The organism is Aquirufa sp. (assembly GCF_044377215.1).
Lineage (GTDB): Bacteria > Bacteroidota > Bacteroidia > Cytophagales > Spirosomataceae > Aquirufa.
The window spans coordinates 1-23,065 of record NZ_JBILJM010000005.1; the positions used below are offsets into that span (position 1 = coordinate 1).

The 23,065-nt window shown below is 42.4% G+C and carries 16 protein-coding genes and 1 riboswitch; of the genes, 6 read left to right on the forward strand and 10 right to left on the reverse strand.

Features of this window, described 5'->3' with window-relative positions; translation table 11 throughout:
• Positions 1–289 (reverse strand): ABC transporter ATP-binding protein (locus tag ACIQ6T_RS02970; protein WP_395784073.1); only part of this gene is annotated, 289 nt, incomplete at its 3' end.
• Between the two features lie 128 nt (positions 290–417).
• On the opposite strand from ACIQ6T_RS02970, the gene ACIQ6T_RS02975 reads away from it, so the two are divergent.
• Positions 418–1,452, forward strand: a complete 1,035-nt coding sequence (locus tag ACIQ6T_RS02975) for an acyltransferase family protein (RefSeq protein WP_395784075.1) — start codon at positions 418–420, stop codon at positions 1,450–1,452.
• 149 nt (positions 1,453–1,601) lie between these two features.
• Here the strand turns inward: ACIQ6T_RS02975 and fusA are convergent, their stop codons facing one another.
• On the reverse strand, positions 1,602–3,695 hold the full coding sequence (fusA, locus tag ACIQ6T_RS02980) for an elongation factor G (RefSeq protein WP_395784077.1): 2,094 nt from the start codon (positions 3,693–3,695) through the stop codon (positions 1,602–1,604).
• Between the two features lie 134 nt (positions 3,696–3,829).
• Here fusA and ACIQ6T_RS02985 point away from each other — a divergent pair, with 134 nt between their 5' ends.
• On the forward strand, positions 3,830–4,510 hold the full coding sequence (locus ACIQ6T_RS02985; protein ID WP_395784079.1) for a ComF family protein: 681 nt from the start codon (positions 3,830–3,832) through the stop codon (positions 4,508–4,510).
• Between the two features lies 1 nt (position 4,511).
• Here the strand turns inward: ACIQ6T_RS02985 and gldJ are convergent, their stop codons facing one another.
• Both gldJ and mfd read right to left on the reverse strand, forming a co-directional pair.
• Positions 4,512–5,717 (reverse strand): gliding motility lipoprotein GldJ, encoded by a 1,206-nt coding sequence (gene gldJ, locus ACIQ6T_RS02990; RefSeq protein WP_395784081.1) that lies wholly within the window; start codon positions 5,715–5,717, stop codon positions 4,512–4,514.
• Between the two features lie 135 nt (positions 5,718–5,852).
• Complete coding sequence (gene mfd / locus ACIQ6T_RS02995) at positions 5,853–9,185, reverse strand: transcription-repair coupling factor (RefSeq protein ID WP_395784083.1); 3,333 nt, start codon at positions 9,183–9,185, stop codon at positions 5,853–5,855.
• A 55-nt stretch (positions 9,186–9,240) separates the two neighbouring features.
• A riboswitch (TPP riboswitch) is annotated at positions 9,241–9,335 on the forward strand.
• A gap of 91 nt (positions 9,336–9,426) precedes the next feature.
• Here mfd and ACIQ6T_RS03000 point away from each other — a divergent pair.
• Positions 9,427–11,799 (forward strand): TonB-dependent receptor, encoded by a 2,373-nt coding sequence (locus tag ACIQ6T_RS03000; RefSeq protein ID WP_395784085.1) that lies wholly within the window; start codon positions 9,427–9,429, stop codon positions 11,797–11,799.
• Positions 11,800–11,847: 48 nt separating this feature from the next.
• Here the strand turns inward: ACIQ6T_RS03000 and ACIQ6T_RS03005 are convergent, their stop codons facing one another.
• Entirely contained in the window at positions 11,848–12,585 is a 738-nt protein-coding gene (locus ACIQ6T_RS03005) for a glycosyltransferase family 2 protein (protein WP_395784087.1), read from the reverse strand.
• Positions 12,586–12,643: 58 nt separating this feature from the next.
• Between ACIQ6T_RS03005 and ACIQ6T_RS03010 the strand changes: the two genes are divergently transcribed.
• A complete protein-coding gene (locus ACIQ6T_RS03010) occupies positions 12,644–13,690 on the forward strand; it encodes a TerC/Alx family metal homeostasis membrane protein (protein WP_395784089.1) in 1,047 nt (348 codons plus the stop codon).
• A gap of 88 nt (positions 13,691–13,778) precedes the next feature.
• Here ACIQ6T_RS03010 and ACIQ6T_RS03015 read toward each other — a convergent pair whose 3' ends face one another.
• Positions 13,779–14,666, reverse strand: coding sequence for an AraC family transcriptional regulator (locus ACIQ6T_RS03015; protein WP_395784091.1), 888 nt, complete (start codon positions 14,664–14,666; stop codon positions 13,779–13,781).
• Positions 14,667–14,779: 113 nt separating this feature from the next.
• Between ACIQ6T_RS03015 and ACIQ6T_RS03020 the strand changes: the two genes are divergently transcribed.
• Positions 14,780–15,571: a phytanoyl-CoA dioxygenase family protein gene (locus ACIQ6T_RS03020; RefSeq protein ID WP_395784093.1), complete on the forward strand. Its 792-nt coding sequence runs from the start codon at positions 14,780–14,782 to the stop codon at positions 15,569–15,571.
• 181 nt (positions 15,572–15,752) lie between these two features.
• Here the strand turns inward: ACIQ6T_RS03020 and ACIQ6T_RS03025 are convergent, their stop codons facing one another.
• Positions 15,753–16,586, reverse strand: a complete 834-nt coding sequence (locus tag ACIQ6T_RS03025) for a dienelactone hydrolase family protein (RefSeq protein ID WP_395784095.1) — start codon at positions 16,584–16,586, stop codon at positions 15,753–15,755.
• A gap of 80 nt (positions 16,587–16,666) precedes the next feature.
• Between ACIQ6T_RS03025 and ACIQ6T_RS03030 the strand changes: the two genes are divergently transcribed.
• Complete coding sequence (locus ACIQ6T_RS03030) at positions 16,667–20,035, forward strand: ThuA domain-containing protein (protein WP_395784097.1); 3,369 nt, start codon at positions 16,667–16,669, stop codon at positions 20,033–20,035.
• A 66-nt stretch (positions 20,036–20,101) separates the two neighbouring features.
• Here the strand turns inward: ACIQ6T_RS03030 and ACIQ6T_RS03035 are convergent, their stop codons facing one another.
• From ACIQ6T_RS03035 to tatC, 3 genes are read right to left on the reverse strand one after another with little or no spacing between them, the layout of a single operon-like run.
• Positions 20,102–20,323, reverse strand: coding sequence for a VF530 family DNA-binding protein (locus ACIQ6T_RS03035; protein WP_395784099.1), 222 nt, complete (start codon positions 20,321–20,323; stop codon positions 20,102–20,104).
• Positions 20,324–20,326: 3 nt separating this feature from the next.
• A complete protein-coding gene (locus ACIQ6T_RS03040) occupies positions 20,327–22,186 on the reverse strand; it encodes an ABC-F family ATP-binding cassette domain-containing protein (RefSeq protein WP_395784101.1) in 1,860 nt (619 codons plus the stop codon).
• Between the two features lie 6 nt (positions 22,187–22,192).
• Complete coding sequence (tatC, locus tag ACIQ6T_RS03045; RefSeq protein WP_395784103.1) at positions 22,193–23,056, reverse strand: twin-arginine translocase subunit TatC; 864 nt, start codon at positions 23,054–23,056, stop codon at positions 22,193–22,195.
• Between the last annotated feature and the right edge of the window lie 9 nt (positions 23,057–23,065).

The following is a 23,065-nucleotide window of genomic DNA, read 5'->3' on the forward strand; positions in this document are numbered from 1 at the left end:
AGTTGAAGGTTTGGAAAACAAATCCAATTTCCTTGTTACGAACTGCGGCTAATTCATTTTCCGACATCGTCGAAACGTCTTGGCCGTTTAAGATATAAGACCCGGTGCTGGGGGTATCTAGGCAGCCGACGATATTCATTAATGTGGATTTTCCTGAACCTGATGGACCCATGAACGCTACATATTCACCTTTGTTTACGGAGATTGTGACGTCTTTGAGCGCGTCGATAATCTCTTCTCCCATCACGTAGCGTTTGGAAATATGGTTGGTCTCAATAATTTTTGTCATGGTATCAGAAAAATTCGTATCAAAAATACGCGCTTCCGCTGATAAAGTGGGAATTTTTCGACGAAAGATATTTTGAGGGGATGAAGCGGTTGTAGGAAGGATAAGAGGTTTTACTTAGTTTTGTTTCTATGAAATACATTCCTGCGCTGGATGGCGTTCGTGCACTTGCGATTTTATTGGTGTTAGTTTACCATTGGTTTCCGGAGGGTCAAGGACTAAATATAATGCCAAATGGTCCGATCGGTGTGACCTTGTTTTTTGTATTAAGTGGCTATTTGATTTCCAATATCTTGATGGAGCAGCAGACTTTAGGGACTTATGCGCGTTCCTTTAAGAATTTTGTGGCGCGTCGTGCTTTACGTATTTTCCCAATTTATTTTTTGGTGTTGATGGGGTTGTTGGTTTTGCAACGATTTAATATTGTCTTGAATTCAGATTTTTATGATCATCCTGGGTATTACTGGATGTATTTAGTTAATTATTGGATTGAGTTGCATGGGAATTGGGCAGATGCGCTATCGCCATATTGGTCTCTCTCGGTTGAGGAGCAGTTTTATTTGGTATGGCCATTTTGTATGTTGTATTTGGCTCCGCGTTTTCGTGCTTATTTCTTATGGGTTACGGTTGTTTTTGGAGTGGTCTTCCGGTATTTTTCCGTGCATGTTTATGGCGGGTTGGGGGTAAGTATGCTTTCATGCGTGGATACGTTTGCTTGGGGGGCTTTGCTTGCTCATTACCTCCGTGATGGTCGTTTGGTTGAGGTTGAATTGTGGATTAAGCGATTGCTAATTCCGGCGGCTTTTTGCTTTCTATGCATATGTTTACTGTACACGGATGGGGATTTAATGAAGCAATTATTCTTCCGTACGTTTACGTCGATGGTGTCTGTGGTACTGTTGTTTTACGCGATGCAGCCTGGGGTGATTTCGAAGTTCTTTTCGGTTCAGCCACTCCGTTTGATCGGCCAAATGTCTTATGGCCTATATTTGTATCACATGGTTGTGCCGGATGTTTTTTTCAAATTAGCAGGCCGAGTAGGGGTTTCGATTCCGGAACTGCCTTATAATATTGTTCCTTTAGTGGTGCTCAGTTTATCAGCTTATTTATCGTATCGTTTGATTGAAATGCCTATTCAGGCGTTTAAACGCTATTTTGTAGCGTAAGATTATCAGTTTTTCGCAACGGAATTCGTGCGCAAATAAGTAACTTCGTGCGTAACGCTGCCGGGGTCGCAGACCCCGGCAGCGTTTACCCACCGCACAAAAAAAAGCCCGAACTGTGAAGTTCGGGCTTTGATTAATTTTTAAGATTATTACAATCCCTTTGCTTTCTTAACTACTTCGTCTGCAATATTTTGCGGAACAAACTCGTAGTGAGAGAACGTTAACGATGCTGTTGCACGTCCTGAAGACATCGTACGTAAATCTGTTACGTAACCGAATAATTCAGAAAGAGGCACATCGGCCTTCAAGATAACAGCACCTTGACGCGAATCCATACCTTTCATGATACCGCGACGACGATTTAAGTCACCTGTGATTGGACCCGTATATTCATCCGGAGTAACTACGTCAACGGCCATAATAGGCTCCATCAATTTCGCTCCTGCTTGCTTCGCTGCATCTTTATAACCCATACGTGCTGCTAATTCAAAAGATAATGAATCTGAATCGACATCATGGTATGAACCGTGGAATAAACGTACTTTCATGGAATCCATTGGATATCCAGCCAAAGCACCTGTTTTCATTGCTTCTTCGAAACCTTTTTGAACCGCTGGGATGAATTCACGAGGAATCACACCACCCACGATGTTATTTACGAATTCTAAACCTGGTTTGTCATCTTCTCTCGGTCCGATTTCAAACACAATATCTGCAAACTTACCACGACCACCTGATTGTTTCTTGTAAACCTCACGGTGTTCTGTCGTCTTAGTTAAAGACTCTTTGTAAGCTACTTGAGGAGCACCTTGGTTAACTTCTACCTTGAACTCACGACGCATACGGTCGATGATGATCTCTAAGTGAAGCTCACCCATACCCTTGATGATAGTTTGACCAGTCTCTTCGTTAGATTCTACTTGAAGAGTTGGATCTTCTTCGATCAATTTAGTGATCGCTTTCGAGAAGTTATCTGCATCAGCCGCTTTCTTAGGCTCGATTGCATATCCGATAACCGGCTCTGGGAAGTCCATAGCTTCTAAAATGATTGGGTGTTTCTCATCAGAAAGGGTATCACCTGTTTTGATGTCTTTGAAACCTACTACCGCACCAATATCCCCAGCACCCAAACGATCAATTGCATTTTGCTTGTTGGCGTGCATCTGGAAGATACGAGAAATACGCTCCTTATTTCCTGAACGGTTGTTCAATACATAAGAACCCGAATCCAATCCACCTGAATATGCACGGATGAAACATAAACGACCCACGTAAGGATCCGTAGCAATTTTAAATGCCAAAGCCGCAAACGGCTCTGACTCACTTGGCTTACGCAAAATCTCAGCGCCCGTATCTGGGTGAATACCTTTAACGCCTTCTTTATCCATCGGAGATGGTAAGATTGCCATTACGTAATCCAACATCGTTTGAACACCTTTGTTTTTGAAAGATGATCCACAAAGCATTGGAACGATTTTCATCGAGATTGTAGCTGCACGTAAAGCGGCTAAAATTTCATCTTCTGTGATTGACGCTGGATCTTCGAAATATTTCTCCATCAACGTCTCATCGAACTCAGCCACCGCTTCTAATAATTTTTCGCGGTATTCCGTTGCTTCCTCCAACATATCATCTGGGATAGGTACCTCAGTGAATGTCATTCCTTTATCAGCCTCATTCCATTTGATACCACGGAAGTTAACTAAGTCAACCACCCCTTCGAAACCTTCTTCAGCTCCGATAGGCAATTGAAGTGGCACTGCGTAGCTACCTAACATTTCTTTCACTTGCTTACACACGTTTAAGAAGTCAGCACCTGAACGGTCCATTTTATTAACAAAACCGATACGAGCTACATTGTAATTATCTGCTAAGCGCCAGTTAGTCTCTGATTGAGGCTCAACACCGTCTACTGCAGAGAATAAAAATACTAGACCATCTAATACACGTAAAGAACGGTTTACCTCTACTGTAAAGTCAACGTGACCCGGAGTATCAATAATGTTGATATGGTAATCTTGATCGCGGTATTTCCAACCTACTGTTGTTGCAGCCGAAGTGATCGTGATACCACGCTCTTGCTCTTGCTCCATCCAGTCCATTGTTGCCGCACCATCGTGCACCTCACCAATTTTGTGGGAAACCCCTGCATAATACAGAATGCGTTCCGTCGTGGTGGTTTTACCAGCATCAATATGCGCAGCAATACCGATGTTTCTAGTGAATTTTAAATCGCGTGCCATTTTTAAAGGTTAATTATGAAATGTTTTTTAAATCCAATTGCTATTAATCAAGTACTTGGACAATGAATTGACTAGGTACTCGTTTAGGGGTGCAAAATTACTGAAACTTAATTAAATACAAAAATTTTTCTGAGATGTTTAAAACCTTTTTACAATTGCTTTACCCAAAGCTTTGTTTTGCTTGCCAGGAGCCTCTATTCAGCAGCGAAGAATTTATTTGCACAACCTGTCTGATCGAACTTTCGCGTATTAACCTAGTTGAAAATACACCAAATTGGGTAAGGGCGAAGTTTGATGGGCTTATTGATTTCGAACATGCCATTGCCTTTTTTCATTTTATGCCGGGTAGTCGCGTGCAGCAACTCATGCATCAAATTAAATATAAAGGGGCCTCCGACCTTGGATTTTTTTTGGGGGTTTGGGCCGGGAACGCATTGAAAAAGTCCCATTTTTATGATGATGTAACTTGCCTCGTTGCCATCCCGCTTCACCCCAAACGCCTGCAGGAACGTGGCTACAACCAAGCGGAAGTCATTGCAAAAGGGCTGGCGGATACCTTATCTATTCCGCTACATGCCCATGTACTCAAACGAATCTCGCAGTCTACTTCCCTTATCGGGTTAAACCGCGCCGCACGTTACGAAGAACTTGAAAATGTTTTTGAGGTAATTGATTCCGCTAAACTACAAGGATCACACGTACTGATTGTAGATGATACACTGACCACTGGAGCCACATTTCTGGCCGCGGCACAAAAAATTAGGGCTGCCGGAGCGACAAAAGTTTCCTTCTTCGCACTGGCAGCCCTTAAATAAATTACTTATTCGTACCCGCAGAAATCATCGCACAACGGAAACCAATGGTTGCTGTTGACGAATCTTCATCCAAATAACGGCGTGTTCCAGGTGCCAACCAATAAGCTACGTCAGCCCATGATCCACCTTTGTAAACACGTACCTTGTTTGTGATTAACGAGTTTTGATTTTTACTATCGTAACGAGATGCCTTATCGTCTTTATCTGTCCGACGAACCGGGTTCAAGTCATTGAAATCTTGAAACGATAACGGACGATACAAATCTTGTACCCACTCATTCACGTTTCCAGCCATTTGATATAAGCCAAAGTCGTTTGGTGAATACTTATAAATCTCAGCCGTAATGATGGCTCCATCGTTTGATTTACCTGCAATACCTGCATAGTCACCACGTCCACGTTTGAAGTTGGCCAACATATTTCCACGACCTTTTCCGGTAGACTCGCGCAATGAAGGACCGTCCCAAGGATAAATTCGTTGATTTACCTGATTTTCATCTTGTTGCTGCGTCCCAATCATCGCTTTTGCCGCATATTCCCATTCTGCCTCTGTAGGTAAACGGTAAGAAGGCAAGACACGCCCTGATTCAATTGTTAAGCGAGCCGGAGCTGCTGCACGCGTCGTAGCTGAAGCTGTTGTCGCTGCCGCCGCTGCGCCTTTCTTTGGCTTTTTCTCTTTAGCTACAGGAACTGTGGCTAGATTATTATTAACCGCCGCCGTTCTCCACACACAATAATCAGTCGATTGTTTCCAAGAAACACCCACTACTGGGTACATACGAAATCCTGGAAAACGTAAATATTGCTCCACATAAGGGTCATTAAACGCTAAATCGTTTCGCCAAACAGTTGTATCTGGTAGCGCTGATTCATAGAAATCTTGGGTTGAATCACGCTTAACAGCATTTAAATATTCCAAATAATGTATGTTGGCAATTTCAGTTTCATCCATATAGAAAGATTGAACTGAGACCGTGCGCTCTATATTATCATGAATTCCCATGATGTCTTCCTCCAAAGAGCCCATCGTAAACCGACCACCCTCAATGAAGACCAAGTTTGGTCCGGTTAATTGACCTGTGAATTTTTTGTCAACCTGGAAACCACCCTTCTGATTATACGCCAAACCCGTGGCTGTGGATGAATTTCCAATATTGATACTGTTTGGTTTCCCGCCAGAAAGACCACCTTTTAATCCTTTATTCATGCCACTGGGACAAGAAGTTAGCAAGAAAACGCTAGCACAAAGGCTAAGTGCAATTTTTAATTTAGCAATCATTTAGATTCTTTTTCGTAAGAATTTGAAAAGCAAAGGTATGAAAATCAAACAAAATGCTCAATGCTATCCCAAAATATCCACTAAAATAGTATTTAATTCTGGTATCGTACTCACTTTATCAAGTTGTAAGATCATTTTACCTGATTTTTCCCGCAATTGACATTGTCCTTTTTTCGAGTTAACAAACTGAATAACCCGAGAAACAATATCTTGCGGAATATCCGTTGAAACGAAATAAAGCTTCAACATATTGTTCTTGAATAGTATTTTTTCTACCCGAAGTGCCTGCGCTTTCCAACGGCATCGCACTAATTCGGTCATATCACGCACTTCGTTTGGCATTTGCCCAAAACGATCTTCCATTTCCGAAACAAACGTTCCCAATTCCGTTTCGTTGTCTAATTCATCCAAGCGCGTATATAAGGCTAATCGCTCCGATATACTTTGGACATATTCCTCTGGAATCAATACGCGCAAGTCGGTTTCAATCTGACAATCTACCGTTAACGCTTCCGCAATTTGGGCTAAATCAGTTTCAAATAAGGCACGGAATTCGGTTTCTTTGAGCTCCTGAACCGCCTCATCTAAAATTTTATGGTACATGTCGTATCCCAAATCATTGATAAATCCACTCTGTTCCGCCCCCAATAAATTACCCGCCCCACGAATATCTAAATCCCGCATCGCAACCTTGATGCCATCACCTAAATCAGTGAATTCCTCCAAAGCACTAAGGCGTTTACGTGCATCGCTTGTTAAATTTGCCAGCGATGGGGTCACTAAATAACAGTATGCTTTTTTGTTTGACCGACCTACTCGGCCGCGCATTTGATGCAAATCAGATAGGCCAAAATGATTGGCATTGATAATGAAAATTGTATTCGCATTGGGAATATCTAGTCCTGATTCGATGATATTGGTGGCAACAAGCACATCATAATTCCCTTCGATAAAATCCATCATGATTTTCTCTAGTTTATCCCCGTCCATTTGGCCGTGTGCTACGCCAATTTTCGCATCAGGAACTAAACGTAAAATTCGATTCGCCGCACTTTCTAGTTCATTAATTCGATTGTGAACGATAAATACTTGTCCTCCACGCGCTAATTCATCCCGAACAGCATCACGTAGAAGCTCGTCGGTCATTACCACCAACTTCGTTTCGACGGGTTGTCGGTTCGGGGGGGGAGTCGCAATAATCGATAAATCACGCGCGCCCATTAGCGAGAAATGTAGGGTCCTCGGAATGGGTGTCGCCGTCAATGTTAGCACATCCACATCCACACGCATTTCTTTCAAACGATCTTTAACCTTTACACCAAACTTTTGCTCTTCATCAATAATCATGAGGCCCAAGTTTTTGAAAACGACGTCCTTATTGACCAATCGGTGTGTACCAATTAATATATCTGTTTGGCCATTCGCGACGCGCTCTAACGTTTCCTTGATCTGTTTCGCCGATTTGAAACGATTCACATATTCTACTTTGCATGGAAATGCGGCAAGACGATCATGGAATGTCCTATAATGCTGCATTGCTAATACAGTCGTAGGTACCAAAACGGCTACTTGCTTTGAATCAGCTACTGCCTTGAAAGCTGCCCGAATCGCAATTTCAGTTTTACCAAAACCCACATCGCCACAGACCAAGCGGTCCATCGGATGCGGTTTTTCCATATCTACTTTTACATCGGCCGTCGCTTTTGCTTGATCAGGCGTGTCCTCATATAAAAAGGAAGATTCAAGTTCTGCTTGTAGGTATGTGTCGCGCGAAAAGGCGAAACCTGGGGCATTTTTTCGTTTGGCATACAACGTAATCAGTTCCTTCGCAATATCCCTAACTTGCTTTTTTACCCGCGATTTTTTGTTATCCCATTCGGGCGAACCTAATTTAGACATGGTGGGAGGAGCTCCCTCTTTACCGGAATATTTGGAAATCTTGTGTAGCGAATGAATGGACACCGACAAAACATCGTCGTCGCGGTAGATCAGTCGGATGACTTCTTGTTCTCCATTCGACGTGTCGATTAAGTTCAATCCCGCAAAACGACCAATACCATAATCAACGTGTGTCACGAAATCCCCCACTTGAAGTGATCGTAATTCCTTCAGCGTTAAAGCCTTACTTTTTGAAAATTTATTTTTCTCTTTTGAGCGGTTAAAGCGGTCAAATAACTGATGATCTGGATAAAAAGCTACTTGCGTTTGCGTATCGATATAACCCTCTCGTAAAGATATCTGCAAGGGTTTAAATTGGATACTCGTATTAATCTCATTGAAAATCACATCCAAGCGTTCCAGTTGGCGAGGGGATTCCGAACAGATAATGTTTTGAATTCCCGCAGTTTGATTATCCAAAAGTGCGGCTGCCAAACGTTCAAAATCTTTCTGAAAAGCCCCCGGATTCTTGGCCGGATAAGCAATTACTTCAGCTTGTTTTAAGTGAGCTCTCTTGCCAAATTCGACACAAACATATTCCTGAAGATGTTTTTTTGTCGTCTTTACGGTCTCCCATCTTTCCTCAGGTTTATTCAATAAATTGATGTCTGAGCTGCTATTCGCATCATAAGCCGCTTGGCCTTTGTCGAAATACTGCTCAATGACATCCATCAAAATCGAATGATCTTTGATCCAAATTTTGGTCTTTTCTGGCAGAAAGGTAAAGAAAGATTCGCGTGTCTCTTGGACCAATTTGGTTTGCACATCCGGGATGAGGTGCATGGCCGAAACCGATTGAATGGAAAGCTGTGTTTCTGGATGAAATGTTCGAATGCTATCTACCTCATCTCCGAAAAAATCAATCCGGTATGGATATTCAGCCGCATACGAAAACACATCCAGGATACCACCGCGAACGGAATATTGCCCAGCTTCATAAACAAAATCTGTCCGCTCAAAGTCATATTCGTTGAGCGTTTCTGCTACGAAATTTCGGTCGATTTTATCGCCAACGCGAATGGATAATGTATTTTTAACTAAGGATTTTCGGTTGATTACTTTTTCCGTCATGGCCTCGGGATAAGAGACGATAACTAAGGTTTGGCCTGAATAATTACTGAGCACATTTAATACTTCAGCGCGCATGAGCACATTGGCATTATCGACCTCTTCCCATACATAGGGCTTTTTGTGCGACATGGGAAATAAAATGACCGCCGCGTCACCCATCAATGATTGCAAGTCATTTAAAATGTATTGTGCTTCTTCTTTTCCTTCACAAATAACAAGATATGGAGTTTTTTCTGGGAGAGTTGCCGCCATCAAAACCGTGTCCAATGCGCCACAAAGACCTTTAATGTGAAAAGATTGTCCTGGTTTTGCGTGTTGGATTTGTTCTGAAATGTGTTGAACAATACCGTCAGACTTGTAAATGGCAAGGAACTCTTTAACAATCATATGGATCTAAACCTTCGAATGGCTTGCAAAGGTAGAAAAATTTATATCTTTGTGCATCCACAAAAAGGGGTGCTCTGAATAAGGGCTGAGATTATACCCAATGAACCTGATGCAGGTAATGCTGCCGAAGGGATTTTGTCGAGTTTTTAGCGCTGAAAACTCAGAAAAAATCATCAAATGAAGGGTTATTGTTAAATCATACGGGATTTGACTCCTTTACCTGTTGTTAAACTTTTCAAATATGAAAAAGCTAATGACATTAGTGTTTTTATTTTTTACGCATGTGGTTTTTGGCCAAAAGGTCGAAGGAATCGTTTTCGATCAGGATACGAAGGCCCCTTTATGGGGAGCTTCGGTTTCCGTGAAAGGAAGCCAGAAAGGGAACGTAACCGATTCAAAAGGGCGGTTTCAACTAGCTTTTACGAGTTCTAGTGCAACTATTTTAGTCAGTTTTGTCGGGTATGAACCTGCGGAAGTTCCTGTGGAAAAGTCCAAGCAAATCGGCTTGAAAAAATCTAATTTCTTGCAAGACGAAGTCGTTGTTCGAGCCACCCGGGCAGATGAAAATTCAGCCATGGCCTATTCCAATGTTTCTGCCACGGAATTAGGGAAAAGTAACCTGGGTCAGGACATGCCAATGTTGCTTAATTTTACCCCTTCGGTGGTAACTACCTCAGACGCAGGTGCTGGAATTGGATATACCGGTATCCGAATTCGAGGCTCAGATGCGACGCGTGTGAATGTGACGGTCAACGGTATTCCCATTAATGACTCGGAATCACAAGGGACTTTCTGGGTAAACATGCCGGATTTTGCGAGCTCCGTGAATTCTGTTCAAATCCAACGTGGGGTAGGAACGTCAACGAATGGCGCGGGGGCTTTTGGGGGGTCTGTCAATATGCAAACAAATACCTTTGAACCCAACGCGTATGGAGAGGCGAATGCTTCCGGGGGTTCATTTGGGACGCTAAAAACGACGCTTAAATTTGGATCGGGATTGTTAGGGGGGAAGTTTACGTTGGATGGGCGTTTGTCGCGAATTGTATCGGATGGATTTATCAATCGAGCTTCATCTAATCTACTATCTGCCTATTTTTCTGCGGGGTATTTTGGCGCGAAAAGCTTCGCTCGTTTTAACTACTTTACGGGAAATGAAAAGACATATCAATCATGGTATGGAACTCCAGAAAGTAGAGTTAATGGTTCAGTAGATGAGATGAAAGCTTTTATTGACCGTAACTATTTGTCGGAATCTGATGCAAACAATTTGTTGAATAGTGGCCGTAGATACAACTACTACACCTACGATAATCAAACAGATAATTACGCTCAGGATCATTTTCAGTTGATTACGAATCACCGATTGGCCGAGGCGTGGAATTTGGATTTGAACGCGCATTACACGTATGGTCGTGGGTATTTTGAAGAATTTAGACCCAATGCTGATTTGCAATCGTATGGGCTTGGCGCAAAACCTATCGTTGATGTGGTGCGTCGAAAATGGCTAGATAATGATTTTTATGGGTCGACATTTGCGTTGAATTATGCCGGTTCGCAAAAATTCAAGTTCACTTTTGGCGGGGCATGGAATCGATACATTGGTCGTCATTATGGTTTACTTGTTGCGCCAGTTGCTTTTGCAGGTCATGAGTGGTATCGCAGTCGATCGCAAAAAACGGATTTGAATTTGTATGCCAAAGCGAATTGGGATCTAGCTACAGCTTGGAATGCCTACTTTGATGTCCAATTCCGTACTGTGGGTTATCGCATGCTAGGAACAGCGGATAAGTTTTTGACTTTGGATTCCGACAATTCGTATTCATTTTTTAACCCCAAATTTGGCCTGACACATCAAGTTTCAGAAAAATCTAAAGTTTATGGGTCCGTTTCAGCGGGCAGCAAAGAGCCCAGTCGGCAAGATTTTGTCGACAACGCAGCCGCAGCACCGCGTCCGGAGTACTTGCAGGATTATGAGTTTGGATATGAGCGATCAGGCCTCCGGTATGGATTGCAGTTAAATGGTTATTTCATGAATTATCAGGATCAGCTCGTCTTAACCGGAGCTGTTAATTCAACTGGGGATGCCATACGTCAGAACGTAGATGCCAGTTATCGTTTAGGTGTCGAAGCATCGTTAAATTACCAAATTTCTAAGCGCCTATCTTGGAATGGAAATGTGACGTTGAGCCAAAACCGTATCCGTCAATTTAAGGAGGTCGTTATTGATTATGATACATATGACCAAGCCATTATTCATCACACGAATACGGATATTGCCTTTTCGCCTTCGGTCATTTATGGAAGTACGTTGACCTATACAGCAGGCGCGTTTGAAGGCAGTATTTTACGCAAATATGTTGGAAAACAATATTTGGATAATACATCGGATGACGCCCGTTCACTCGCAGCCTACAATACACATGATATTCGCTTGAAATATACCTTGAAGAAAGGACCAGTATTTACCTTATTATTGAATAATGTATTGAACGAGATGTACTCTTCCAATGGCTACACCTATTCTTATCGGTATGGAGGGGCAACAACGACGGAGAATTTTTACTATCCGCAAGCCGGATTCAATTTCTTGCTAGGCGCGAGTATTCGATTCTAATTCGTATGAAAAAAGCCTCAGTATCTTGCAAGATCTGAGGCTTTTTTATTAGTTCATTAAATCCCATTTCCATCCCCATTTGGCGAGGCGGTAACGGATGGAGTACCAAAGAACGCCTATTCCATAGATGGAGCTTCGTGTGAAGTTGATCGAGGAGGCCTCCTCAAAATATTTTGTGGGGCAGGTTACTTCGCCTACTTCGAATCCTTTCCAGAATACTTGTAAAATCATTTGGTTGTCAAACACAAAGTCGTCGTCACATTTCGTGAAGTTGACCGCTTGAAGCACTTCTTTTGAGAATGCGCGGTAGCCGGTATGATATTCGGATAATTTTTGGTCGATCAGGATGTTTTGAAACAAGGTCAAAAGCCGATTCGCAATGTATTTGTAAATGGGCATCCCACCTTTGAGGGCTCCTTTACCTAAGATTCTGGAGGCAAAAACGACTGGATATAATCCGTTTCCGATGATCGAAATCATGGCTTTCAGTAACATCGGGGTATATTGGTAGTCGGGGTGCAGCATGATCACAATATCGCCGCCTAGTTCAAGTGCTTTGGTATAGCACGACTTTTGATTTCCTCCGTAGCCTTTATTTTTATCGTGGCGGATGATGTGTTTGATGCCAATTTGTTGGGCCACTTCCACGGTATTGTCGGGGCTATAGTCGTCAACTAAAATGACTTCATCTACCCAGTCGTGCGGGATTTCGTTATATGTTTTTTCTAATGTGAGTGCTGCTTTGTAAGCAGGCATCACGACGATTACCTTTTTGCCTTCGTACATATGATATTGGTCAAAATTTGCGACCTTTGTCCCTTTGAATGCGTAAAAATACTTATTTATGAGTGAATCTCTATTTTTTCTTGTCTTTTCAGTGCTCGTGATATTGGTGATGTTAATTGACTTGGGCATCTTTAAAAAGGCGGGGGCGGCGGAAGTTACGTTTCGCGAAGCTGGATTTTGGACGGGGGCGTGGGTGTTATTAGCGCTGATGTTTTACATATTTCTGGGGTATAACGGCGCTTTGGTGCATGGGATAAAGGATTTGGCTGGTTTGCGGGCGGTCCAACAAGCCTATGCCTCGCACATTGATTTGGGCACGGGGTCATATTTTGACCAGTTGTCCATTTTTCAGGATAATTTATCGCTTGAGTTTATTACGGGTTATTTGGTCGAGTATTCGTTGTCGGCCGATAACGTCTTTGTCTTTATATTAATTTTTAATTCGTTTGGGGTTCAGAAGCGGTATTACAAGAAGATATTGGTTTGGGGGATTTTGGGAGCGATTGTGTTGCGGCTTGTATTTATCTTTTTGGGGGCAGCCTTGCTACAGAAATTTGATTGGATCATTTATTTGTTTGGGGCATTTTTGGTTTACACGGGTGTGAAGATATTATTTACGAAAGAGCATGAGGAGGAGATTGACGTGGCTGATCATCCAGTTGTCAAATTACTTTCAAAGTATTTTAATGTCTACAAGCGAAATGTGATTGGGCACTTTTTTGTACGTATGAAAAATACGGGGAAGATTTTTATAACGCCAATTTTTGTGGTGGTTGTGGTCATTGCATTTACTGATATTTTGTTTGCGGTGGATTCTATTCCGGCGATTTTCTCTATATCAAAGGATCCGTACATTGTATTCTTTAGCAATGTTTTTGCGGTCATGGGGCTGCGCTCTCTTTTCTTTTTCCTATCAAGTTTGATGGGCTTGTTTCGCTTTCTGCCGATGGGCTTGGGGGTGTTGCTCAGTTTCGTCGGATTAAAGATGATTGGTCACCATTATTTGGAGCAATGGGGTTTTGGAACCCTAGCATCTTTGGGCGTAATCCTAGGGATACTTACTGCTAGCATCGGATTGAGCCTTTTATTCCCGGTGAAAAAATAATCAGTTTTTTATCAGTTTTTTTCTAGGTGGTGCTGTCCTAAAATGTGATTTTTGGTAACGCTGCCGGGGTCTTCAACCCCGGCAGCGTTTACCCCACCTGCCATTCGCGAACTAATTTCCGATACTGCAGCGGTGTTTCGTTCATGTAATGCTTAAACTGTTTATTGAAATGTGATAGGTTTCCAAAACCGCTTTCAAAGCAGATTTCAGCCATGTTTAATTGGCTACTGCGCAATAATTCACAGGCGTGTTTGATGCGGAACTCAGTCACCATCTCTACAAAAGTCTTTTTCGTCACCTTCTTAAAATAACGGCAAAAGGCCGTTTCAGTCATATTTGCTAAATGCGCAACTTCATCCAAATGTACTTCTTGCGTATAATTCGCGATGACATACGCATATACCCGATTGATACGTGCGAGATCTACGGCCGATAAGGCATAGCTAGCATCATTCGATTCAATGATTTGCACATCAGAGCCTCCTTGACTAAGCTGATTTAGTATATTTAAAAACGCAAGTATCCGTGGAAATGGTGCTAAATCCCCGAGCTGCATTAATTCACGAGCCACCCGATCTTGGGTAGGGCCTTGCACCGACAAGCCACCCCGCGCTTTGTCAAATAGCTGTCGGAGCGCCGCACATTCCGGCCTCGAAAGGAAATCGCCGCCCAAAAAGTCTTTTCTAAAATGTACAACTAATGCTTGTGCTGCTTGAGGGGTTTCTTCGGTGGCCAACCAGTCTTTGCGGTGATTTTGCCAACAATGCGGCACATTTTCACCGAGCAGTACTAAGTCGCCAGGCCCAAAATCTGTAATTTGATTCCCCACAAAGCGCTTGCCTTTCCCTGTAATAATGAGGGTTAGTTCAAATTCAGGATGAAAATGATAGGGTGCGTCAAAGCGTGCTTGAATAACCTCTTTCAGTTGGATGGAGCTTCCCGTAGGTTCTCCTAAATGCTCTAAACTCGCCTTCATTGTTTTATCAAATTACCTGCCTCGCCCTAAAATGCATAAGCTTCAGGTAAAATTGCATTATTATTGGCAAATTTTCAGGTAGTCTTTACCATAAAATTTCTCAAATTTTGGGAATGCTTTCAACTCCATACAAACTCAATGCCAATCAAATTGCTGAATTCCAGCAAAATGGCCACATTTATTTACCCAATATTCTTACCCAAGAAACGCTTGAGCCCTATCGAAGTGCCATTCGTAATTGGGCTGCAGATTTTCAAGCGAAGCAAAAACCCATCGCAGAACGTGATACTTATGGTAAGGCTTTTTTGCAAATGATGAATTTATGGGAAGAAGATGATAAGATAAAAGAATTTGTTTTGGCTAAACGGTTTGGGCAGATTGCCGCTGATTTATTAGGCGTTAAACAGGTGCGTTTATATCATGATCAAGCGCTATTCAAAGAACCCGGAGGAGGATTGACGCCTTGGCACCAAGACCAATATTACTGGCCCATGCAAACCCCCAAAACGGTGACCATGTGGATGCCTTTGGTCGATATTGACGCAGAAATGGGGATGTTGACTTTCGCTTCGGGCACTCAAAAGGCTGAATTGCCTCCAATGCCCATTTCCGATGAATCCGAAGCGATGATCGCGCGCTACGTCCAAGAACAACAATTCCCAATTGCTGCTCAAAAAACGATGCAAGCTGGTGATGCGACTTTTCACATGGGCTGGACGTTGCATGCCGCACCTGGGAACGCATCTCAAACCATGCGCGAAGTCATGACCGTCATATTTATGGATGCAGATGCGGAAGTGATGGAACCTAAAAATGCCAACCAAGAAGCAGATCGCTTACGTTGGTTATCCGGTTATGCACCTGGCCAAAAAGCTGATTCGCCCTTAAATCCTGTGATCAATTAACTAGGTAGCGGCGGGCATTTGCACTTTTTCTTTCGTTTTAAAAAAGAGAAAAAGCCTTTTTTCTTTTGGTAAACTTTAGGTTTCGCTATCGAGTAATGGGTGGTTACGACAACCGCAGCTTCCGATACATAAAACGAACCTATCACTAGTGCTCCTGCCAACACGACGATCACTTTTTTCATTAGTTCAAACGAGCTTTAAAGTAGTTGGTCGCTAATTTCCAGGCCTCTTCAGTCGCGGCCTTATCGTAAGCCGGGTTTGATGGATTCGCAAATGCATGTTCTGCATCAAACGATTTAATTTGAATTCCCTTGCCCGCTAATTTCATATTGTCCTCAAATTCTTTCACGACAGCTGGTGAAATGAATTTTTCCCGTCCAGCAAATAAGCCCAATACATCCGTATTCAATGTTTTTAATTGCTCCACATCCTTAACCGGCATGCCATAATACATGACGCAAGCGGTTGCTTGGGATCCAGCCAGGATAGATGCTTTCAACGAGAGTGCCCCGCCAAAACACCAGCCCACAGTCGCAATTTTTGCTTTGGATCCCGCGTAGGCGATTGCGCCTTTAATGATGCTTTCTAAGCGTAAGGGATTTGCGCCTCCCATATATTTACCTGCTTCTTCACGTGTCGTGGCCACTTTTCCATCGTACATATCAATTGCCAACACATTGACATTCCCCAAATCCGTATAAAAATGTTCCGCTTCGCGCTTGATGTGGTCATTTAAACCCCACCATTCTTGAAAAACAAATAAGGTATAATTGGTTGGTTTTGCTGCCTTAATGAAGAAGGCATTGGCCTGTTGGCCATCCGGCGTCGCAAACGTAATCATCGCTCCCCCAGCTTGACTAATATGCCGGTATGGTTTTGGTAATTTGTGCGAACGCATAAAAGCTTTGTTGGACGCCATTAATTGCATTTCATCTTTAGTGACAAAGCAGCAGGACTGGCCGAAGGTGAATGTGCTAACAAATAGAAATGCAAAAACCGTAAATAATTTGCTCATGGTAGAAATATTTGAGGAAATTTATGAATAAAATTCGCATTTAGGCTAACTTGCGAGACCTATTGTTAAAATTATCAACTATGAAAAAGAATTTGTTCGGCTTAGGCCGAGTAGTGTTTGCTATCTTTGTTAGCATCATATCAATCTCAACTGCTTTCGCTCAGGAGGCAAATCCATTAAAAGGTCAAAAAGTATTGGTCTTTTCACTCACTAAAGGTTTCCGACACAGTTCCATTAAGCCGGGTCAAGTTGCCTTATTTAAAATGGCCAAAGAAAAAGGCTTTTCTGTTGACACAACTGAAAATCCTGCCGTATTCACCGAGAAAAACTTAAAAAACTACCGGGTGGTTGTTTTCATGAGCACAACGGGAAATGTATTAAACGAGCAACAGCAAAATGCATTTGAGCGGTACATTCAAGCGGGTGGAGCCTATTTTGGTGTACATGCAGCGACAGATACCGAATACGATTGGCCTTGGTATAATCAATTAGCTGGTGGCCAGTTCGCTTCGCACCCAGGGCGCCCAAATGTCCAAAAAGGAACATTTACAGCGGTTGACCAATCCCATATATCAACCAAACACATGCCTACGACGTTTGATCGTACGGATGAATTCTACGATTTTAAGAACTTCAATAAAGACGTTAAGGTATTAATTACCTTGGACGAAAAGACGTATAAGGATGGCAAAATGGGGGATTATCACCCGATGGCCTGGTACCATGAGTTCGATGGAGGACGTTCATTTTACACCAACTGGGGTCATACGCATGAAACATTTGATGAACCTTTAGTTCTTCAGCATATTTGGGGTGGCTTGCAATGGGCTGCTTCAGGTCCTGCCATTAACTTCAACAAGCCTTTGCGCACGGGTCCTCTTCCTGAGGATAACCGTTTTACGAAAACGATTTTAGATAAAAATTTGGATGAGCCTACGGAGTTGGCTTTAACAGATGGTGGAAAAATTTTCTACGGAGAAAGAAAAGGTAAGTTAAAGATGTATGACCCTAAGAAGGGTAAAGTGAAAGTTGTAGCTGATTTGAACGTATTTTCTAAGTTCGAGTACGGTTTGATGGGCGTCAATGTGGACCCTAACTACAACAAAAATCACTGGATTTATTTATTCTATTCGCCACAAACAGGCCAGCCTGATACAGCTCAGCACCTTTCGCGATTCGTTTATGATGATGTGAAAGATACCCTAGTGATGGATAGCGAAAAAGTACTTTTACGCGTTCCTGTCAAGCGTGACGGTTGCTGCCACACGGGCGGTTCAATCGCTTGGGATAAATCAGGTAACTTATATTTATCTACCGGTGATGATACCAATCCATTTGATTCGAATGGATACGGACCAATCGATAATCGTGACAAGCGTTCCGGTTGGGATGCACGCGCAACCTCTTCAAACACGAATGATTTACGTGGTAAGATCTTACGGATTAAACCGACAGATGATGGAAAATATACAATTCCAGAGGGTAATTTATTTCCTAAAGGAGTTTACCATGTTAAACCTGAAATTTATGTGATGGGTAATCGTAATCCATATCGGATTGCGGTAGACCAGCATACCGGATTCTTGTATTGGGGTGAAGTAGGTCCAGACGCGGGAGAAGATTCGCCAAAGTATGGTTCAAAAGGACATGATGAAGTGAATCAGGCTCGTGAGGCCGGATATTTCGGATGGCCTTTATTCGTAGCCGATAACCGTCCCTATAACCAACGGGATTTCAATAAAGATTCAACGTGGGCAAAGTTTAATCCTAATGCCCCCGTAAATGATTCACCTTTTAATACAGGTTTTGCTCATTTGCCAAAAGCACAAAAGGCATTTATCTATTATCCATATGGTGATTCTCCGGAATTTCCAGTAATGGGGAAAGGGTCTCGTAATGCGATGGCTGGTGGTGTTTACCACCACGGAGATTATCCAAAGGATTCAAAAGTAAAATTGCCAGCTTATTACGATGGTAAATTGTTCGCATATGATTGGTCGCGGGATTTAATTTATACGGTTAGTATGAAGGAAAATGGCGATTTCTTAAGTATGGAGCGGTTCTTACCTAACATGGGCTTTATACACCCGATGGATTTTGCCTTCTCGAAAGAAGGAGCTATTTATGGGTTGGAATATGGTCCTAACTGGTTTGCGCAAAATGAGGAAGCTGTTTTATTCAAATTGGAATATAACGCAGGAAATCGTACCCCTAAAGTAGTTGCGACAGCAAGTAAAAAAGAAGGTGCCGCTCCGATGCAAGTGAAGTTCTCTTCTGAAGGAACGATGGATTACGATAAGGATCCAATCACGTATAGTTGGAATTTTGGGAATGGCCAAACAAGTACAGCAGCAAACCCTTCCTATACATTTACCAAAGCAGGCGTGTACAATGTAGTTTTGAAGGTTAAGGACAACAAAGGCAATTCAAATACAGCTTCTGTTCGTGTTAAAGTAGGGAATGATGTACCTAAAGTGGACGTACAAATCGAGGGTAATAAAACCTTCTATTGGAATGATAAATCAGTGAATTATCAAGTAGCGGTGGAAGATAAGGAAGATGGAACTTTGGCTGCTAATAAAATTGCGGAGGAAGATGTAATCTTGAACATTAACTATCTAGAGGGATATGACCGGACAATTATCGAGCAAGGCCACAAGAGCAATACGACTTTCTCTAACGGAAAACGTTTAATTGATTTGTCGGATTGTAAGACCTGTCACGCGGTTGAAAAGAAATCTATCGGACCAGCGTATAAGGAAATTGCGAAGAAGTATCGGGCAAGTTCTCAGAATATCGATGAGCTTTCGAAGAAGATTATCAATGGTGGCGGTGGTGTTTGGGGCGAGCAAGTAATGGCCGCTCACCCACAAGTTTCCAAAGCTGATGCGCGCGAAATGGTGGTTTATATTTTGGGCCTATCGGATAAGAAGAAAGCAACGCAGCCTGTTAAAGGTTCGTATGTTACTTCTGATAAGGGGAAGCCAGGAACATTTATTTTCTCTGCTTCATATACAGATAAAGGAAATGGTAAAATGACTCCTGCAACAGGCCAAAAAGTAGTCACGTTGCGCGATGCGAAAGTAGCGGCTGGCTCTTATGATGGTAATGCGAAAACGATGAAAACGAAGGTGGATGGTGTAGGTGAAATTGTGGTGGCTCTTGGCGATCAAGGGTACGCATCTTTCAATCAGATCGATTTGACTGGGATTAAAAATATCAAAGCTTCCGCATTCGTTATGGCTGGCCAAACAGCTGGAGGAAAACTTGAGTTGCGCTTAGGTAGCCCAACGGGGAAACTCGTAAGCAGTGTGGATATTCAAAAAATGGGTCAAGCAACGATGCCAGTTTCCGTAACAGGGGTTAATGATTTGTACTTTGTATTTGTTAATCCAAGTGCTGGAGAGAAACCGCTTTATGCATTAAAAGATTTCTTCTTTGAGAACTAGAGTTAGAGTAGCCTCAGGTTAAAACCTGGGGATATAAATGAAAGAGGCCCCAAACGGGGCCTCTTTTTATTTCGGGGGATGCTCATCCATTCGACTCGCCTTGATGTACAAGTTCTCTACTTTCTTTCGCGCCCAATCTGTTTTTCGCAAAAAGGTTAAGCTCGAATTGACACTCGGCTCATGCGCGAAACAATTGATTCGAATGCGACTAGCCAGGCCTTCCCAACCGTATTTGTCCACCAAATATTCGATAATAAATTTAAGTGTTTTGCCTTCTAAAGGATCCATCGTTTATGCTCTTTCGGATAGTTCTAACCAGCGTAATTCTTTTTCTTCTAAGGTGTTTTTCAATATGTCAATTTCTTTTGCCCAGTCGGCCAACACCTGGAAATCACCTGAGCCGCTATTTAATTTTTCAATCAATGCGTCTTTTTCAGATTCTAATTTAGCCATCTCTTTTTCCAAATCCTCAAACTCTTTTTGCTCCTTAAAGCTCAATTTGGCACCTTTTTGAACCGAGACTACCTCTTTTTCTATGACGGTGGCTTTAGGTACAGAAGCTGGTTCCTTTTCCTTATTTTCTAACGCAATTCGGTAATCAGTATAATTGCCATTAAAGAAGTTTACTTCACCTTCGCCCTCCACCAGGATTAATTGATCTACCAAATTATCCATGAAATAACGGTCGTGCGAAACGAGCAATAAACAGCCTTGGAACTCACTTAAAAAGTCTTCCAACAACTGAAGCGTGTCTAAATCCAAATCGTTTGTTGGCTCATCCAGAATCAAGAAATTCGGATTCTTCACTAATACCTGCATCAATTGCAAACGCTTCTTTTCGCCACCGGATAATTTAGAAACCGGCGTGTATTGTTGGGCCGTCGGAAACAAAAACTTACTCAAAAATTGGCTCGGAGATAAAGACTCATTTTTACCATAAGGAATCACCTCGGCAATTTCCGTAATGGTATCAATGACGCGTTGTTCGGGTTTGAATTCAAAAGGTAATTGGGTGTAATAGCCAATGACTAGCGTTTCGCCGGGATCAATCGTTCCTGAATCCGGTTGTTCCAGTCCCGTCAATAATTGCAAGAAGGTCGTTTTACCTGCTCCGTTTTTGCCTACGATACCAATGCGGTCTTTTTTCTTAAATGTATAGGTGAAATCATTGACAATTTTCTTCTCACCCCAAGCCTTTTTTAGGTGGTTGATTTCAATGATTTTATTGCCCAAGCGGGACATTTGAATATTCAATTCTAACTTGCTGTCATCCACTTTCCGATGCGCCATTTCCTCTGTTTCAGAGAAGGCATCGATTCGGGATTGTGATTTGGTGCCACGCGCTTTCGGTTGGCGGCGCATCCATTCCAATTCCTTTCGATACAGGTTTTTGGCTTTCGAAACGGTACTTGCTTCTGACGCCTCACGCTCGGCTTTTTTCTCTAAGAAATACCCGTAATTTCCTTCGTAGGTGTATATCGACCCGAGGGCCAATTCCATCATTTTATTACAAACTTTGTCTAAGAAATAACGATCGTGGGAGACAACTAAAACGGTGACATTGGGGCCGGATAAAATACCTTCCAACCATTCAATGGTTTCAATATCCAAGTGGTTAGTGGGCTCATCCAGAATCATAATATCCGGACTCTCAATCAATAACTTAGCCAAAGAAAGGCGTTTCTTTTGTCCCCCTGAAAGCGTGGAGACTTGTTGGTCCCCATCCGGAATACCTAAACGCGTAATAATTTGTTTGGCTCTAGCTTCGTAATCCCAAGCGTTATTCGTTTCCATTAAAGCAAAAGAATCTGTTAACTCTTGCGGATCGCCGGATATCATTGCCTTTTCATAGGCCTTGATCGCTACGGCACTTGGTAAATCATCTGTGAACAAATAATTTAACACGCGTTCATTCTCTGCAAAAACGGGGTTTTGAGGTAAATATCCTACGCGTATTCCTTTACGAATTGTGATTTTACCTTCATCGGGGGATTGCATACCCATGATGGATTCCATCAAAGTGGTTTTTCCCGTTCCATTTTTCCCGATTAGCGCTACTTTTTCGCCCTTCTGTAAGCCGAAAAATAGGTTTTTAAACACCCAGCGTTCGCCAAGATTTCGCGAAATGTTTTCCGCCGATAGATAATTCATAAGGTATTAGTCGTTTGCTTCTGCAGCCTCCTCACGCATTTTTCTGCGTAATACTCGGCCCGAAACGATGATGCTGATCTCATACAATCCGAAAAGTGGAAAGGCGACCAACAATTGGGAAATCACATCAGGGGATGGCGTGATAATCGCTGCCAACAATAATATAACAATCAAGGCATGCTTGCGGTATTCGCGCATGAATGAAGGTGTCAAAATACCCACTTGCGATAATACGAATGCAATCATAGGCAATTGAAAGGTTAATCCGCAGGCAAGCGTCAACATAGACAAAAGCGAGATGTAGTCGTTAATGTCGAATTGATTTTGAATCGAAGGATCTAACTTAAACGTAGCTAAAAAGTTGATGGCCATCGGTGCTACCAAGAAGTATCCGAAAGAAACACCGATAAAAAACAATACAGAAACCCAAAATACCGCTCCGCGGGCAGCTTTTTGTTCTTTTTCTTTTAGTCCAGGTCTAATGAAACGCCAAACCTCATAGAAGGCATAGGGGAATGCAAACATCAAGCCAACAATAATTGACTGGGTAAGCGCCATCATGAATTGACCTGAAACCTCCCGACTTTGAAGAATAAAATCTGCTTGTTTCAAGCAAAGACTCGTCCATCCAGTCATTTCTGCCAATCGGCATAACACTTGGTTTGTCCAAAAATCAACCTTAGTCGGCCCCATAATGATAATTCCGAAAATTTCATTTCGGAAAATCCAAGCTGCTATCGTAAAAATTAGGATAGAAGCCATGGACCGGATGATGTGCCAGCGTAACTCTTCTAAGTGATCCAGAAAAGACATTTCCGTCCCGTCCTTATCCTCATCTACTTCATCGTCCCAATCTTGATCTAAAGCCATTGTTGTATA